Source organism: Chromobacterium sp. FG22 (genome assembly GCF_057809415.1).
The window spans coordinates 43,472-59,048 of sequence record NZ_JBMDJX010000005.1 but is presented as its reverse complement, the minus strand read 5'-3'; the positions used below and the strand labels follow the sequence as shown (position 1 = coordinate 59,048).

Genomic DNA, 15,577 nt, shown 5'->3' with positions numbered 1-15,577 from the left:
TTCAGTACAGCAGCAGAGCCAGGCCGCTGAACACGCAGATCAGCAGGCTGAGGCGGAATAAGGCCGGGTGCCAGACCCGGCGGTAAAGACCGGCCCGGCCCAGCAGCCAGTCCAGCCCGGCCTGGCACAGCAGGCTGAACAGGAACAACGGCAGCAGGGTGGGGATCAGGATGCCGAATACGGCGATTTCACGAGTCATGCTCAGTTCCTTGCGCAGCGGTTGCGGCGGCTTCGGCCACGTCCAGCAATGAGGTGTGGATCAGGTGCAGATCGGTCAGCGCCCGCTGGATGCGTGCGGCGCGTTCGGGTTCCGCCAGCGCCAGATGGGCGCGCAGCGCCGGCCCGGCCGCACGCATGGTGGCGATGGCCTGTTGCAGCCGTTCCGGCGACGGCGCGGCGAAATAGCGTTCCAGCTGTGCCACCGTGTGTTCCAGATCGGCGCGCAACTGCGGCGACGGCGATTCCGCGGTCAGCGCGCGCAGATTGATCACCGCCAGGCCCAGCTCCAGCAAGGTGATGGCCTGGGCGGTGATCGCCTGTTTCAGTTCGGCCTGGGCCGGGCTCAGCGTGTTCAGCAGATTGAGCAGGTCGCGGATGCGGTTCTCGTAGCGCTGCTTCAAGTGGGGCAGCTTGGCGTCGCAGGCGCGGCGCGCTTCCCGCCACAGGGCGGCGGCGATGTGGCGCGGCGAACCCATGGTGTGCTCGGGCAGCACCAGCTGGAAGAAGGCCGCCGCCAGCGCCAGCCCGAGGATGCGGGCGATGCCGTTGTTGAGAAAGGCCACGATGTCGTAATTCATCGGGTTTTGCGGGTTGACGGCGCTGGCCAGCACGATGGTCATGCCGGCGCCGACGCCGGCGTATTTGGGCAGGCATTTCAGATAGCTGCCCAGCGCCAGGAAGGGCAGCAGGCCCAGCATCAGTATCGGGAAGCCGTTGCCCTCGCTCAGCAGCCAGAACAGGCTGACATAGGCCAGCGGCGTGCCCAGCGCGAAGCCGGTCAGGAATTGTTTGACCATCAGCACCGGCCGCGGCGAGGAGGCGGCGAGACCGCAGAGCACGGTGGCCAGCAGCACCGCCTCCAGCGCGCTGGGCCAGGCCAGCCAATACCAGGCGACGGACAGGGTGCCCAGGGTCAGCGCCGCGCGCACGCCGCCGGCGACGGCCACCGGCAGCGGCGTGCCCGGCACATAGGCGGCCAGCGCGTCGATCTGCTGCGGCATCTTGCTGGCGAAGCCGTGGTAGACGCCGACGAAGGCGTGCATTTCCTCGATGAAGCGGCTCAGCAGCTCGGTGGCGGTGTCGAAGTCTATCCGCCAGTGCTCGGCCCGCTCGCCGCCCGGCAGCAGCGCGCGGGCGGCGTCTATGCGGCGCGGCCAGCCGGCGCGGAGCCGGCCCAGCTGCGCCTCGGTGTCCCGGGCTTCCGCGGCGTTGCGCGCCGGGCCGTCGACGCCGCTGAGCACGGCGGCCACCTCGGAGAACAGCGGCAGCAGCAGGCCGGGCAGCGGCGAGTCCGCGTCGCGGCGCAGCCGTTCCATTTGCCGGTGCAGGGTGTGGAAGGTGGTCAGCGCGGCCATGAAGGTGGCGTTGAAGGCGTGCAGCTGATTGCTGCGCGAACGCACGTGTCCGGCTTCGAAAAAAGCCGTGGCGCGGCCGGCCTCCAGCGCGGCGATGTCGGCGGCGAACTTGAGCTGGGCCTGCTCCAGATCGCTGGCGTGCAGCTTCTGCGCCAGCGCGTCCTGGCACAGCAGGATGAAGCGCAGATAGCGGCCGCGCACATTGCTGACCACCAGCTCCGCCTGGTAGCGCGGAAACACGATGTCGTAGACCACCGCGCTGCAGATCAGGCCCAGCGAGATTTCCGAGACCCGGGTCACCGCCAGGTCGAACACCGTCAGCGGGCGGCCGATGGCCGGCAGCGCGATGATGCAGGCGGTGTAGCCGGCCAGCACGAAACCGTAGGAGCGCGAGTTGCGGTACAAGGTGGCGCAGCCGGCGCACAGGCCTATCCAGAGCGACAGCGCCGCCAGCAGCAAGACCGGCTGCGAGGCCAGCATGCCGACCAGGATCAAGGCCGCCGCGCAGCCGGCCAGCGTGCCCAGGAGCCGGTAAAAGCCTTTTTCCAGCACCAGGCCGCTTTGCGGCGAACCGACGATGAGCACGGTGATCAGCGCGGTGCCCGGCGAATCGAAGCCCAGGCGGAAGGCCAGCCACAGCGCGGCGAAGCAGGCCAGCAGCGTCTTGAGGATGAAGATCCAGCGCTCGCCCTCCTGCCGCAGCCAGTCCTGTCCGGCGCCGCGCAGCGCCCGGCCCAGCCAGCGGCGCCGGGCGGCGAGGCTAGTCGTGCTCATCGTTGGGCGCCGCCTGGTTCAAATTGCTGAGCTGGCGCAGGTAGAACTGTTCCTGCTGCTGCATTTCCTCGGCGCTGAAGCCGGCGAAGGTATTGCCCAGGTTGCCCCAGACATCGGGCAGCAGCTTGCGGATGCGTTCGCGGCCGGCGTCGCTGAGGGTGACGGCGACCGCGCGGCGATCGTCGCTGAGGCCGCCGCGACGGATCAGGCCCTGCTTTTCCAGGTCGTTGCAGATGCGGGTCATATTGGCCGGTTTTTGCGAGCAGGTTTCCGCCAGAGAGCCGGGCGTCGTCGTCTCTTGCTCGGAGCCGTAGAGCACCGCCAGCACCAGATAGCTGCTCTCGGTCAGCCCGTGTTTGCGCAGGGCGGCGTTGGTCAGGTCCTGAAGGCGTTTTTGCACATGGTAGTTCAGCCGCGTCAAGGTCAGCAGCGCCAGCGGAAATTCCGGAATTCTGGTCTTGACGCGGAGCAGGCGTTTGCGGGTTTCTTCGAAGTGGCTCATGGGCTTTCTCCGCCGACGATGGGATTGGGGGATTCGACGCCGCCGCCCAGCGCGGCCATCAGAGCGGCGTAGCTGTCCAGGCGCTGGGCTTGGGCCTGAGCGCGCTTTTGCCGGGCGGACAGCTCGTTCAGCCGCAGCTGGCGCACCGCGCTCTGATCGCTGAGGCCGGCGCGGTAAGCCTGTTCGGCCAGCGCCCGTTCGCGGCTGGCGGCGTCCAGCGCCTGTTCGGCCTGCCGGCTTTGCTGGTCCGCGGAGCGGGCGCGGACGATGGCGCTGGCGGTTTCGCTCAGGGCGTTGATCAAGGCGGCGTTGTAGCTTTCCACCGCCTGATCGTAGGCGGCGGTTTGGGCGCGCAGCTGGCCGCGCAGGCGGCCGCCTTCGAATATGGGCAGGCTGATCGCCGGGGCGAAGCCGCGCAGAGCGGCGGCCGGGGACAGCAAGTCGGCGAAGCCTATCGCCTGATAGCCGGCGAAGGCGCTGAGATTGATATTGGGATAGAAGGCGGCGCGGGCGACCTTGATGCGCGCGGCCTCGGCCTCCACCCGCCAGCGTTGCGCGCTCAGGTCCGGCCGCCGGCCCAGCAATTGGGCCGGCACCGCGGCGAGCGGGTCCAGCGCCTGGTCCAGACGCAGCGCGGGGCGCGTCGGCCGGTTTCCGGCGTCGGGCGCTTGCCCGCTGAGCGCGGCCAGCTGATTGCCCAGGGTGGCGATGCGTTCGTCGATTTGAGCCAGCTGGACGCGGCCGGCCGGCAGCCTGCCGCGCTGCTGTTCCACCTCCGGCTGGGCGGCCAGCCCGGCGGCCTTGCGGCGCAGGCTGAGGTCCAGCAGCGCCTGCTGCTGTTCCAGTTCCGCCGCCGCCAGATCTCGCTGCTGATATTGCTCGGCCAGCTGCAGATAGCCGCGGATGATGGCGCTCTCCAGGTTCAGCGCGCTCAGCCGGGCGTCGGCCGCGGCCATCTGGGCGTCGCTCAGCGAGGCGGACAGCGCCTGGCGTTCGCGCCCCCAGGCGTCCAGATCGTAGCTGAGGTTGACGGCGGCGCGGGTCTGCCAGTCGTAGTTGCCGTGACCCGCCGGCGCCACCAGGTTTTTCTCCGCGTGCAGCTGCCGGGTGCTTTGCCATTGCGCGTTGATTTGCGGCTGGGAGGCGGCGGCGCTGACCTCGCTCAGCGCCTGAGCCTGGCGCAGCCGCGCCTCGGCCCCGCGCAGGCCGGGGTTGTCCTGCAAGGCCTGGCGGATCAGCCGCTCCAGTTGGGGATCCCGCCATTGCCGCCACCAGGCCGCCGCGGGCATGCCGGCCCAGGGCGCGTTCACGGCGGGCGGCGTTTTGAGCTGGGACTGCGGTTTGACGGCGTCCATTTGGGCGCAGGCGCTGAGCAGGAGCGCGCCGGCAAGGGCGAGGGTGGCGGAAAACGGCTTCATCTGTCTATCCATGTTTTACATCTGTGTATATTTTATTTGTAGATATTACATTTGTAAAATATAAAATCGATGCGGTATCGCGAAGCGGCCAAGTCATGCGCCTGGCCGGGCCGCTTGCGACTGACGCAAATCAAGCATATGTCATTAATCATGGTCAGCTGATTAATGACGGGTGTATTATTTGGGTTTGCTTAATAAAACCAGCGAATAAACCGGACCGCCGCGGCATGCCTGCGACCCGGTTTGCCGCCTCGTCAGCGATTTTTGGAGACATCATGCAAGCGGGCCTTTCCTTGAAGCAGCGTTTGTTGTTATTGATTTTTAGCGTGATCGCGTTGACTTGTCTGCTGGGCGGCCTGGTGCTGCGCAGCATGCATCAGCAAATGATGGCGGACCGGCAGGATCTGATCCGCGGCCAGGTGGAGAACGCCTTGAGCCTGGTGGCCAATTACGAGGAGCGGGCGGCGGCCGGCGCCATGCCGGAGGCGGAGGCGCAGCGCCAGGCGCTGCTGGCGCTGACCCGGCTGCGTTTCGCCGGCAAGGAGTATTTTTTCACCCTGGACAAGGGGCTGGTCTGGCTGGCGCACGGGGTCAACCCCAAGCTGGTGGGCAAGGACATGCACGCGGTCAAGGATTCCAGCGGCAGCAGCCTGGGCGACAAGTTCGACCAGACCCTGAGGCAGGGGCAGGGCAAGGGCTTCGCGGAATTCGTCTGGGACAAGCCCGGCTCGGCGGAGCCGCAGCCCAAGCTGGCGTATTTGCAGTCCAGCCCGCGCTGGGGCTGGGTGGTGGGCACCGGCCTGTATATGGACGACGTCTGGGCGGCCTTGCGCGTGCAATTGCTGGGTGTGGCGGTCCAGGTGCTGCTGATCGCCGCGGTGTGCGGCGGCCTGGGCTGGTGGCTGTTCCGCAGCGTGATGCGGCAATTGGGCGCGGAGCCGGCGCAGACCGCGGCCGTGGTGCGGGAAATCGCCGGCGGGCGGCTGGATGTGCCGGTGCCGGTGCGGGCGGGCGACGCGGACAGCCTGATGGCCAATATCGCCCATATGCAGCAGGCTTTGCGGCAGATGGTGGCCGACATCGTGGCCAGCGCCGGCGAACTGGGGCGGCTGAGCGAGGAGGTGGTGACCGGCGCGCAGGCGGTGGCGGACAACTCCCAGCAGCAAAGCGAGAGCGCCACTTCGATGGCGGCGTCGATCGAAGAGCTGACGGTGAGCATCAACCACATCTCCCAATACGCGCAGGACGCGCGCCAGGTGTCGCAGCAGTCCGGCAGCTTGTCGGACGAGGGCGGCGAAGTGATCGCCAAGGCCGTGGCGGAGATGAAGGGCATCAGCGAGACGGTGGACCTGACCGCCGGCGCGATCTCGGCGCTGGCGGACAAGACCGCCACCATCTCCAGCATCATGCAGGTGATCAAGGACATTGCCGATCAGACCAATCTCCTGGCCCTGAACGCGGCGATCGAGGCGGCGCGCGCCGGCGAAACCGGCCGCGGTTTCGCGGTGGTGGCGGATGAGGTGCGCAAACTGTCCGAACGCACCGCGCAGGCCACCGAGGAGATCGCCGGCATGATAGACGAGATCCAGCTCAGCTCCGATCAGTCGCGCGCCAATATGAGCCAGACCGTGGAGCGGGTGCGCGCCGGGCTGGCGCTGGCCGAGCAGGGCGGGGATATGATTCAGCAAATCCGCGGCAGCGCCGGCCAGGTGGTGCAAGTGGTGCGCGATATCTCCCATGCGCTGCAGGAGCAAGGCGTGGCCAGCCAGGACATCGCCCGCCACGTGGAGCAGATCGCCCAGGTGGCCGCCGGCAACGCCGCCGCCGCCACCCAGGCGTCCAGCGGCATTCAGAGCATGGACGAGGTGACCGGCGGCCTGCGGCAGACGGTGGCCGGATTCCAGGTGTAGCGCGGTAGACGGCGCGCGGCAGGCCGGCGAACAGATTCTTACGGGAAGTTTGCGACTTGGCGATAGGGTTAAGAGCGGTTTGCCGCTACAATACCGCCTCGTTGAATAGACACCAACCCGTACTGGAATTCAAGATGTTGCGCATTACCGAATTGAAACTGCCGCTGGAACACGCCCCGGAAGAGCTGAACGCCGCGATCGCGGCTTATCTGGGCGTGCCGGAGCAGGACATCCGCCAGGTCGTCGTCTTCAAGCGCAGCTACGACGCGCGCAAGGGCATGATGAACCTGGCCTACATCGTCGACATCGACGTGGCCAACGAAGCCCGTCTGCTGGCCCGCTTCAAGGCCGACAAGCACGTGATGCCGACGCCGGACACCCAATATCACTATGTGGGGCAGGCGCCGGAAAACCTGGAGCGCCGCCCGGTGGTGGTGGGGTTCGGCCCCTGTGGCATCTTCGCCGCGCTGCTGCTGGCGCAGATGGGCTTCAAGCCCATCGTGCTGGAGCGCGGCAAGAAGGTGCGCGAGCGCACCAAGGACACCTGGGGCCTGTGGCGCAACAAGGTCTTGAACCCCGAATCCAATGTGCAGTTCGGCGAAGGCGGCGCCGGCACCTTCTCCGACGGCAAGCTGTACAGCCAGATCAAGGACCCGCGTCATCTGGGCCGCAAGGTGCTGACCGAGTTCGTCAAAGCCGGCGCGCCGGAGGAAATCCTCTACGTGGCCAAGCCGCATATCGGCACTTTCCGCCTGGTGAGCATGGTGGAAAAAATGCGCGCCGAGATCGAGGAGCTGGGCGGCGAAATCCGCTTCCAGCAGCGCGTCGCCGACATTCATCTGGAAGACGGTCCGGACGGGCGCAAAGTGGCGCGCGGCCTGACCTTGGCCAGCGGCGAGCAGATCCGCGCCGATCACATCGTGCTGGCCCTGGGCCACAGCGCGCGCGACAGTTTCGAGATGCTGCACGGCCACGGCGTGTATATGGAAGCCAAGCCGTTCTCGGTGGGCTTCCGCATCGAACACCCGCAGACGCTGATCGACAAGGCGCGCTGGGGCAAATACGCCGGCCACCCGCTCTTGGGCGCGGCGGATTACAAGCTGGTGCACCACGCCGGCAACGGCCGGGCGGTGTACAGCTTCTGCATGTGCCCGGGCGGCCAGGTGGTGGCCGCCACCTCGGAAGAGGGCCGCGTGGTGACCAACGGCATGAGCCAATACTCGCGCGCCGAGCGCAACGCCAATTCCGGCCTGGTGGTCAGCATCGGTCCGGACGATTATCCGGGCGATCCGCTGGCCGGCATCGCCTTCCAGCGCGAGCTGGAAAGCCGCGCCTATGTGCTGGGCGGCGGCACTTACGAAGCGCCGGCGCAGCTGGTGGGCGATTTCCTGGCCGGCAAGCCGTCCACCCAGGTGGGCTCGGTGCCGCCGTCCTATCAACCCGGCGTGCACTGGACCGATCTGGCCGCGGCCTTGCCGGATTATTGCATCGCGGCGATGCGCGAGGCGCTGCCGGAGTTCGGCAAGAAAATCCGCGGTTACGATATGCACGACGCGGTGCTGACCGGGGTGGAAACCCGCACCAGCTCGCCGCTGCGCATCACCCGCGGCGAGGATTGCCAGAGCTTGAACGTGCGCGGCCTATACCCGGCCGGCGAGGGCGCCGGCTACGCCGGGGGGATTCTGTCCGCCGGAGTGGACGGCATCAAGGTGGCGGAGGCGGTGGCGCAGGCCATCGCGGCGGAGCGCCGTTAAGGAAAGCGTTTAGGGATCATTGCCGCAGTGTCGTGAATCCGCCGCTTGGCTGAGGACGCGCTGAAACGGCCCGCAATCGCGGGCCGTTGTCTTTGGCGCTAGGGGTTTTCCGCCGCATGGCCTTTCACGCCGCCGGCCGGGCGCTCGCGCCCGCCTGGGCGCCAAGCTTTGGGGATGGGCAACAAGGGCGGCGCGCCCTCCGGCCGGCGGCGTTCCAGCAGCAGCCACAGGCCGATCGCCGCCATCAAGGGCAGATGCCCTGGCCCAGCGAGCAAAGGCGGCAACATCCAGGCCCAGCAGGCGCCCGCGCACCAGACGCCGGCGGCGAGGCCGGCGCGCAGCGCCGACAGCGCGGCCGGCCAGCCGAACGGCGACAGCCTGGGCTGGCGGTGGCAGGCTTGCAGGCAGCGCAGCCGCTGCGGCGCCGCCTGCCAGAGCCCCGCGACGCCGCAGGCGACGACGAAGGCCTGCCACGGCGCGGCGCTGAAGGTCAGCAGCGCCAGGCCGAGCAGGTGCAGCAGCAGGCCGGCGACGAGCCAGGGCAATAGATAGCCGCAGCAGAACATGGCCAGCGCCAGCGCGCGCTTGCGCGCCAGGCTGCGCAGCCACAGTTGCCGCAGCGGGTCGGCCAGCAGCGGCGCCATCATCGCCAGCAGCATCAACAGCCAGGACGGCAGCCATTGCGCCGGCGGGTTCAGCCACAGCGCGCCGGTCAGCGCGTCCCAGCCGCCGCCGGGACGCTCCAGAACCCAGGCGCCGCAATAACCCGGCGCGGTCAGCCGCCGCTCCAGGGCGATCAGGCCGAGCCAACCCAAGAGGCTGGCGCAGCACAGCGGCCAGGGCGTGTCCCGCAGCGCGGCGATCAGGGTCTTGACCGGCATGGACGCTTACTGGCCGTGGCGGTAGACGCTGATGCGGCCTATCGTCACCTCGTCGTCGTCCTCGATGTCGGACACCGGCACCAATTGCACCCCCATCGGCGCCGTGTCCAGCGTCTGGCTTTGACACATGCGGTCCACGATGTCGGTGATCTCCAGCGTCTGGCTGACGCCGTTGCCGCCGTGCTCGGCCAGCGAGGCCTTGCGCGCGCCGAACAGCGCGATGGTGCCGGCCAGGTTCTGCGGGTGTTGCGCCGGGTCGGCGCCCTGGGGCAGGCCGACGTAGACGTTGAACGTGCCGCCGTCCACTTTGCAGCGGATGTTCTCCAGGCTGAGAAAGACGCGGTCCGGCTCTTGCGGCGCGGCGTCTGGCTGGGCCTTGAACTGGCGGGCGGCGGCCTGGCTGGCCTGGAAGCTGCTCAGCACCTTGTTCTTGGCGTCGTCGTCCAGCTGCATCTGCGCGTGGACGGTGCTGTTGCCCAGTTTGATCGCCGCCGCGTTGGCGCCCAGCAGTTCGGTTTTCGGATTGTTCGCCATGGTGTTTGCCGCCGCGGTGTCGGGATGGATGGCCGCCAGCGTCTGCATGCGCTGCGCGACACGGCTGGCGCCGCCGAGAGGGTCCGATACGTCCTGGTAGACGTAGTTCAGGTTCGGCGCCTGGGTGTTGAGCATGTCCTTGGCGACAAAGGTGTAGCCGCTGCCGTTGGGGCGCGGCATCGCGAACTTGCGGTTGACCGGGCCTTCCAGCCAATTGTCGTTGCTGGGGTTTTTGTGGCCGGGATTGCGATTGAGCCATACCTGCCACAGCCGGTCGATATTGGAGTGGTGGATCCAGAACACCGGGTCCAGGCCGGCGAGGTCGGGGTCCGACATCAGGCCGTTGCGGCCGCCGATATTGGTGTGCACCGGATTGTGCGGCAGGTTTTCCAGCCCGCCGCTATTGCCGCCGCCGTGCCAGAACGGCGTTTGCGGCCCGCCGTAGCCCGGCGGAATGCCGTTGGCGGTGCCGATGAACTGCGCGTCCTTCAAGGCGGTGAGCTGCACGGTTTCCGGGCGCAGCGTGATGTGATTGGGCTGGTTGTTCCAGCCGTAGCGTTGGGCCAGCCACAAGGGATTGGCGCCGCCGTCCGGCAAGGTCTTGGACTGGAAACAGGTGGGCAGGTCGCGCGCCTTGGCGTTGGCGCCGTCGCTGTAGTTCCAATAGGGCAAGGCCCAGTCGGCGGGGCCGCCCAGCTTGACGATCTCCGCCAGCACAATGGCTTCGAAGGCCGCCAGATAGCCGCGGTGCCAGGGCATGAAATACCAGCTCTGGTGCTGGCATTGCCGCCAGTAGGTGTTCTGATCGGCGGCGCTGGGCAGCGCTTCGCCGGCTTGCAGATAACCGTGTTGTTGCCAGAGCTGGGAATCGAAGCCGTGGATGGCGGCCAGGTAACGCCAGCTGGTGGGGTCCTTGATCGGGCGTTTCTGCATTTCCCGCACCGCCCGCGCGTACCACAGCACGGTGGGGTCCCAGGGATTGCTCATTTTCAAGATGTCTTTGCGGACGCGAGCCATGTCGTTCTCCTCGATGCGAACGCCGTTCCGGCGCGGCCGAGGCGGGAGTGGCTAAGGCTGGCGGTGAGGCGGTGTATTCGGATTAGCAAACCGCAAAGCTTTCGAACTGTCCTAAAGAACAGTTTTTGCCTCGGGGCAATTACTTATTTGAAGCGCCGCTTGCAAGTGGCCGGGCTTTGGCGCGGCAAGGGCTTGAAAGCGCGCCGGCGGGAAGGCGCCAAGCTGGTATCCTTGACCGGTTTTGATTTGGATCGCAGACATGAAACGATGGCATTGCCTTTGGGGCGTCTGGCTGGCGCTGTGCTGGCTTCTGCCGGCGGCCTTGGCCGCGGCGGCGCCGGCCTACGGCCCCTTGTTCACCTTCAGCAAGCAGGGCCGCACCCATTATCTGTACGGCACCATGCATGTGGGCCGGCCGGGCTCCGACGCGCCGGACTGGGGCTTGGAACAGGCGCTGAGCGCCAGCGACGCGCTGGTGCTGGAATTGGACCCGACGGCGGAGGCGGCGGTGGCCGAGGTGACGGCGCTGGCCGGCGCCGCCGCGCCCAGGCAGTGGCGGCAGTTGGACGCCGGCAGCCGGGACTCCTTGTTGAGCCAGTTGGATCAGATGGGCGTGGCGCGCGAGCAGGCGCGCAGCCTGGCGCCCAGCCTGTGGCTGATGCAGCTGGCGCTGCGGGAATACCAGCGCATGGGGCAGCAGGCGCAGCACAGCCGCGAAGCGATGTTGCTGGAGATGGCGCGCGCGGCCAGGCGGCCGGTGCTGGCCCTGGAAACGGCCGGCCAGCAGAGCCGTTTATTGTTTGAGATGCCGGCGCCGGCGCTGCGCGAATGGGTGCGTCAGAGCGCCGAATGGCAGGGCGCGGAGGAGGCGGATCGTTATTACCGGGATTTGATTTCAGCTTGGGAGCGCGGCGATCTGGACGCCTTGCAGGCCTTGGTGGCGCTGCCGGGCTATCCGCGGCTCAGCGCCTGGACCCAGCATGAAATGCTGGATCGCCGCAATCTGGCGATGGCGCGCCGCATAGACGACTGGGCGGCCTCAAAGCGGCTGTTCGTGGCGGTGGGCGCGCTGCATCTGGCCGGCCCCCAGGGCTTGGTGCGCCAGCTGCGGCAGCGCGGCTACCAGCTGAGGCCGGCGCCGCGCGCGCCGTGAGCGGGCTTTAGCTCGCGTCCTTGAGGTTCTTGGGTCCGAAAGCGCCCGGCAGCAGCACTTTCAGCGTGGTGTCTATCTGATCCTCGCCGTCGCAGATGGCGCGCACGCGCATGGACGGGCCGAATTCGTTCAGCACCTGGCGGCAGGCGCCGCAGGGCGGCGTAGGCGTGGCGGTGGGGGTGTAAATGCAGACCGCCAGGACATCCTGGATGCCGTGGTTGGCGCGCGCGGCGTAGATCGCGGTGCGCTCGGCGCAATTGGTCAGGCCGTAGGAGGCGTTTTCCACATTGCAGCCAATGTGGATCTTGCCGGCGCCGTCCAGAATGGCGGCGCCGACGGCGAACTTGCTGTAAGGGACATAAGCCTGGCGAGCCGCCAGGCGGGCGGCCATTTCCAACTCGGCCCATTGCTCGTTGTTGGGTGTGTTGCCGGTCATATTGCCTCCGTTGCGGTTGGCGTGGCATGTTGCGCCGCGCGCGGCCGGGCTGTCAATATCCCGCCGCGGCGCGCGCGTCCGGCTTCAGTACAGCAGAGGCGTCCGCTCCGGCGCAAGCGGCGCCGACTGGTCATTGGCGCAGGTGGTCCCGGCAATGCCGCGCCATCGCGTCGGCCAGCGCCTGCGACAAGGCCGACTCCACCCGCCAGTGGTGCCAATACAGCGGAATGTCCAGATGCTGCTGCGGAAACAGGTCGATCAGCCGGCCGGAGGCGATGTCGTCTTCCAGCATCAGTTCGGGCAGCAGGCTGTAGGCCAGGCCCTGGCGGGTGATTTCGACGAAGCCCTGCGGCGTGGGCACCGTCAGATAGGGGAAGCCGCCGTGATAGGACACGGTGTGCAGCAGGAATTCGCGGTGCACGTCGTCCTTGCGGCTGTACAGAATGGTGGGCGCGGCGGCCAGCGCCGTTTCGGTGACGCCGTCCGGAAAGTAGCGGCGGGCGAAATCGCGGGTGGCGACGCATAGATAGCGCATATGGCCCAGGAACAGACTGTCGCCGCCCTGGATAGGCTGCGGCCGGGTGCTGACGCAGCCGACCACGTGGCCGGCGCGCATCAACTCATGGGTGTAATCCTGATCGTCCACCATGATGTCCAGCAGCACCGGCTGGCTGTCCAGCACCGGCTGCACCGCCTGCAAGAACCAGGTGGCCAGGCTGTCGGCGTTGACGGCGATGGCGAGGGTGGTGAACTCCGGCCGCGGCCCGCTGGGCAGCAGGGTGTTCATCAGCTGGTTTTCCATCAGGCTGATCTGGCGGAAGTATTGCAGCAGCTGGCGGCCGGCCTCGGTGGGTTCGGCCGGGATGGTGCGGGTCAGCACCGGCTGGCCCAGTTGTTCTTCCAGCTGGCGGATGCGTTGAGAAATGGCGGACTGGGTCAGGAACAGCTTTTTGGCCGCCTTGTCGAAGCCTCCGGTTTCGGCGACGGCCGATAAGGTTTCCAGTTGTTTCGGATCAAGCATGTTTTTACGTCCTTGCCGTGATAATTCCACGGTGTTTCTTGCCTTATCGCCGCCACCTATGGCATGTTGTGCTGCTTCGTCCGAACACGGACGGTGCAAAGGTTTGCCTGCACGCGGTGGCGGCATAAAAATAATTAGAGCGGCTGGCGGCGACGGTTCTGATCGGCTGGCGCCGGCGGCTCATGGCCAATGACAGGCATGTTGAAGATGCAAGCAGATAATAAGGCACTATTGGATGGCATGTGCCGTTTTATCGGAGTTCGGGCGGATCATATGGCGACGCTCAGCGCCCATGCTCCGTTGTTGTTGTCGCGCAAGGAGGCTTTGGGCAAGGAGTTCTACTGGTATGCGATGAAATGCCCGGACACGCTGGCGCTGCTGAGCGAGCGCCTGCCGGGCGGCATCGATTCGCTGGTGGACGCCTTATTGCAGTATTGCGAGCGGATGCTGACCCGCCCGGTCAACGGACGCGCCGCCCGGCGCGTGGTGGAGCAAGGGCGTTTGATGCGCCAGCTGGGCGTGGGCCTGATGTGGGTGGTGGGCGCTTACGAGCGCTGCCAGGCGCATTTCCTGGCGCGCTTGACCGAGGCCGGGCTGGCCCTGGACGAGCTTGCCGCGCTGTCGCGGCTCTTGCGCAAGCGCATTCTGCTGGACCAGATGCTGCAATTGCACGGCCACCAGCAGTCCTTGCAGGAGGCGGTGGACAGCAAGCACCGCCATTTGCAGACCATGTCCGGCCTGTACGCCACTCTCAGCGGGGTCAGCATGGCCCTGGTGCGCTGCTCTGAGCGCCGCGAACTGTTCCAGGCGATTTGCGACGTCTGCGTCCGCGAGGGCGATTTCTCCCATGCCTGGGTGGGCCTCTTGGACGCCGACTCCCAGTGCGTGCGTCCGGCGGCGATGGCCGGCGTCCACGCCGAAGCCTTCATTCCCCGGCTGCAAGTCTCCGCGCTGTCCGAAAGCCTGCATGGCCGCGGCCCCAGCGGCCGGGCCATCCGCGGCCTGGCGGTCCAGGTGGTCAACGACTGCGGAGAAGACCCGTCGATGCAGCCGTGGATGCGGGTGCTCAACGCCAGGAATGTGCGCAGCGCGCTGGTGGCGCCGCTGACGCTGCGCGAGCAGGTGATCGGCACCTTGTCGCTCTACTCCGGCCAGCCGGGGTTTTTCGACGACACCAAGGTGGCGCTGGTGGACACCATGGCGCGGGAGATCAGCCGCGCGCTGGAGCGCCAGGACGCGCTGGAGCGCAGCCATCGCGCCGAATCCGAACTGGCCTTCCTGTCCTTCCACGATCCGCTGACCGGCCTGCCCAACCGGCACCTGATGAAGGAACACATCAACAAGCAGCTGCAGATCCGCCGCGCCAACGCGCGGCTGGCGGTGCTGGTGCTGTCCATCGAGGGCTTTCACGAAATCAACGCCCGCCTGGGCCACGAGGGCGGGGACGCGGTGCTGTGCGAAGTGGCCAACCGGCTGCGGCGCTGCATCTATCCCTATGGCTACGTCGGCCGGGTGGGCGCTTCGCGCTTTGTCGCCTGCAGCGACCGTCACGAGCAGCTGGACCAATTGGTGGACAGCCTGATGGGCAGTCTGCAGCAGCCGGTGGACTGCATGGGGGTGGTGATCCACACCCGTTGCAGCATGGGCATCGTGGTGGAGCCGGTGAACGGGCGCAGCGACGCCGCGGCGCTGCTGCGGCGCGGCGAGCTGGCGCTGAGCCGGGCCAAGGAAGCCGGCGGCGGCCACTGCCGTTACTACCATGTGACCATGGACGAAGAAATCCAGCACATGCACGCGGTGCGCAACGCCTTCGCCGTGGCCATCGCCCGCGATGAACTGGCGCTGTTCTACCAGCCCAAGATCAATCTGCGCGACAACCGCATCGAAGGCGTGGAAGCGCTGGTGCGCTGGCGCCGGGACGGCCGGCTGGAAATGCCGGGCGCCTTCTTCCCGGCGATAGAAAACACCGATCTGATGCGGGAGCTGGACTGGTGGGTGCTGCGCGAGGCCTTGCGCCAGTCCGGCGAATGGCTGGCGGACGGCCGCCATATTCCGGTCAGCGTCAATCTGTCCGCCATCACCTTGAAACACGAGGGCTTCGTGCCCGGCATCCAGGCCTTGTTGCAGGCCTATCCCTTGCCGGCCGGTTATCTGGAGCTGGAGGTGCTGGAGAGCGTGACCCAGCAGGAGGCGGAGCAGATCACCGCCAAGCTGGAGCATTGCCGCGACCTGGGCCTGTCCATCGCCTTGGACGACTTCGGCACCGGCGCGTCCTCGCTGGTGCATTTGCAGCAGCTGCCCTTCGACACCATCAAGATCGATCAGCGCTTTGTCCGGCTGCTGCTGGATACGCCGGGCAACGAGGCCATCATCCGCAGCATGGTGTCCTTCGCCCATTACACCGGCCGCAAGCTGGTGGTGGAGGGCGTGGAGAGCCGGGCGATCTGGGACCGTCTGCTGGAAATAGGCTGCCTGGACGGGCAGGGTTACGAGATTTCGCCTCCGGTGGACCCCAAGCACTTGCCGGCGTGGATCGCGGATTGGGAGCGGCGGGTAAGTATTAATTCAGCTTATATATAATAATTTTTATTAGTTTTACTTTG

12 protein-coding genes are annotated in these 15,577 nt (G+C 67.1%); 4 read left to right on the top strand and 8 right to left on the bottom strand.

Annotation, left to right across the window (positions count from 1 at the left end):
• Window position 1: 1 nt before the first annotated feature.
• From ACODSD_RS06700 to ACODSD_RS06685, 4 genes are read right to left on the bottom strand one after another with little or no spacing between them, the layout of a single operon-like run.
• Window positions 2-199, bottom strand: a complete 198-nt coding sequence (locus ACODSD_RS06700) for a DUF1656 domain-containing protein (protein WP_107798895.1) — start codon at window positions 197-199, stop codon at window positions 2-4.
• Window positions 189-2,348, bottom strand: a complete 2,160-nt coding sequence (locus ACODSD_RS06695; RefSeq protein ID WP_488877009.1) for an FUSC family protein — start codon at window positions 2,346-2,348, stop codon at window positions 189-191. Before ACODSD_RS06695 ends, ACODSD_RS06700 begins: the two co-directional genes overlap by 11 nt.
• Complete coding sequence (locus ACODSD_RS06690; RefSeq protein WP_107798897.1) at window positions 2,335-2,850, bottom strand: MarR family winged helix-turn-helix transcriptional regulator; 516 nt, start codon at window positions 2,848-2,850, stop codon at window positions 2,335-2,337. Before ACODSD_RS06690 ends, ACODSD_RS06695 begins: the two co-directional genes overlap by 14 nt.
• Window positions 2,847-4,268 carry an efflux transporter outer membrane subunit gene (locus tag ACODSD_RS06685; protein WP_158274255.1) on the bottom strand — a complete coding sequence of 474 codons (1,422 nt, stop codon included), beginning with the start codon at window positions 4,266-4,268 and terminating at the stop codon, window positions 2,847-2,849. The genes ACODSD_RS06690 and ACODSD_RS06685 overlap by 4 nt, the downstream gene beginning before the upstream one ends.
• Before the next feature lie 275 nt (window positions 4,269-4,543).
• Between ACODSD_RS06685 and ACODSD_RS06680 the strand changes: the two genes are divergently transcribed.
• Complete coding sequence (locus ACODSD_RS06680) at window positions 4,544-6,178, top strand: methyl-accepting chemotaxis protein (RefSeq protein ID WP_488877008.1); 1,635 nt, start codon at window positions 4,544-4,546, stop codon at window positions 6,176-6,178.
• A gap of 134 nt (window positions 6,179-6,312) precedes the next feature.
• Window positions 6,313-7,932, top strand: coding sequence for an NAD(P)/FAD-dependent oxidoreductase (locus ACODSD_RS06675; RefSeq protein WP_107798900.1), 1,620 nt, complete (start codon window positions 6,313-6,315; stop codon window positions 7,930-7,932).
• Window positions 7,933-8,030: 98 nt separating this feature from the next.
• On the opposite strand, the gene ACODSD_RS06670 is transcribed toward ACODSD_RS06675, so the two are convergent.
• Together ACODSD_RS06670 and ACODSD_RS06665 are read right to left on the bottom strand one after the other, a co-directional pair.
• A complete protein-coding gene (locus tag ACODSD_RS06670) occupies window positions 8,031-8,813 on the bottom strand; it encodes a copper chaperone (RefSeq protein WP_488877007.1) in 783 nt (260 codons plus the stop codon).
• A gap of 6 nt (window positions 8,814-8,819) precedes the next feature.
• Window positions 8,820-10,364, bottom strand: coding sequence for a tyrosinase family protein (locus ACODSD_RS06665; RefSeq protein WP_488877006.1), 1,545 nt, complete (start codon window positions 10,362-10,364; stop codon window positions 8,820-8,822).
• A 259-nt stretch (window positions 10,365-10,623) separates the two neighbouring features.
• On the opposite strand from ACODSD_RS06665, the gene ACODSD_RS06660 reads away from it, so the two are divergent.
• Complete coding sequence (locus ACODSD_RS06660) at window positions 10,624-11,517, top strand: TraB/GumN family protein (RefSeq protein ID WP_235088489.1); 894 nt, start codon at window positions 10,624-10,626, stop codon at window positions 11,515-11,517.
• A 7-nt stretch (window positions 11,518-11,524) separates the two neighbouring features.
• Here the strand turns inward: ACODSD_RS06660 and ACODSD_RS06655 are convergent, their stop codons facing one another.
• Both ACODSD_RS06655 and ACODSD_RS06650 read right to left on the bottom strand, forming a co-directional pair.
• Window positions 11,525-11,953 (bottom strand): cytidine deaminase, encoded by a 429-nt coding sequence (locus ACODSD_RS06655; RefSeq protein ID WP_107798904.1) that lies wholly within the window; start codon window positions 11,951-11,953, stop codon window positions 11,525-11,527.
• 130 nt (window positions 11,954-12,083) lie between these two features.
• Complete coding sequence (locus ACODSD_RS06650; protein ID WP_107798905.1) at window positions 12,084-12,974, bottom strand: LysR family transcriptional regulator ArgP; 891 nt, start codon at window positions 12,972-12,974, stop codon at window positions 12,084-12,086.
• Between the two features lie 189 nt (window positions 12,975-13,163).
• On the opposite strand from ACODSD_RS06650, the gene ACODSD_RS06645 reads away from it, so the two are divergent.
• Window positions 13,164-15,554 carry an EAL domain-containing protein gene (locus ACODSD_RS06645; RefSeq protein WP_107798906.1) on the top strand — a complete coding sequence of 797 codons (2,391 nt, stop codon included), beginning with the start codon at window positions 13,164-13,166 and terminating at the stop codon, window positions 15,552-15,554.
• Window positions 15,555-15,577: the final 23 nt, after the last annotated feature.

Bases quoted from the DNA above. Each gene is read 5' to 3' on its own strand.
- ACODSD_RS06700 (WP_107798895.1), bottom strand. From the start codon at position 199: ATGACTCGTGAAATCGCCGTATTCGGCATCCTGATCCCCACCCTGCTG.
- ACODSD_RS06695 (WP_488877009.1), bottom strand. From the start codon at position 2,348: ATGAGCACGACTAGCCTCGCCGCCCGGCGCCGCTGGCTGGGCCGGGCG.
- ACODSD_RS06690 (WP_107798897.1), bottom strand. From the start codon at position 2,850: ATGAGCCACTTCGAAGAAACCCGCAAACGCCTGCTCCGCGTCAAGACC.
- ACODSD_RS06685 (WP_158274255.1), bottom strand. From the start codon at position 4,268: ATGAAGCCGTTTTCCGCCACCCTCGCCCTTGCCGGCGCGCTCCTGCTC.
- ACODSD_RS06680 (WP_488877008.1), top strand. From the start codon at position 4,544: ATGCAAGCGGGCCTTTCCTTGAAGCAGCGTTTGTTGTTATTGATTTTT.
- ACODSD_RS06675 (WP_107798900.1), top strand. From the start codon at position 6,313: ATGTTGCGCATTACCGAATTGAAACTGCCGCTGGAACACGCCCCGGAA.
- ACODSD_RS06670 (WP_488877007.1), bottom strand. From the start codon at position 8,813: ATGCCGGTCAAGACCCTGATCGCCGCGCTGCGGGACACGCCCTGGCCG.
- ACODSD_RS06665 (WP_488877006.1), bottom strand. From the start codon at position 10,364: ATGGCTCGCGTCCGCAAAGACATCTTGAAAATGAGCAATCCCTGGGAC.
- ACODSD_RS06660 (WP_235088489.1), top strand. From the start codon at position 10,624: ATGAAACGATGGCATTGCCTTTGGGGCGTCTGGCTGGCGCTGTGCTGG.
- ACODSD_RS06655 (WP_107798904.1), bottom strand. From the start codon at position 11,953: ATGACCGGCAACACACCCAACAACGAGCAATGGGCCGAGTTGGAAATG.
- ACODSD_RS06650 (WP_107798905.1), bottom strand. From the start codon at position 12,974: ATGCTTGATCCGAAACAACTGGAAACCTTATCGGCCGTCGCCGAAACC.
- ACODSD_RS06645 (WP_107798906.1), top strand. From the start codon at position 13,164: ATGACAGGCATGTTGAAGATGCAAGCAGATAATAAGGCACTATTGGAT.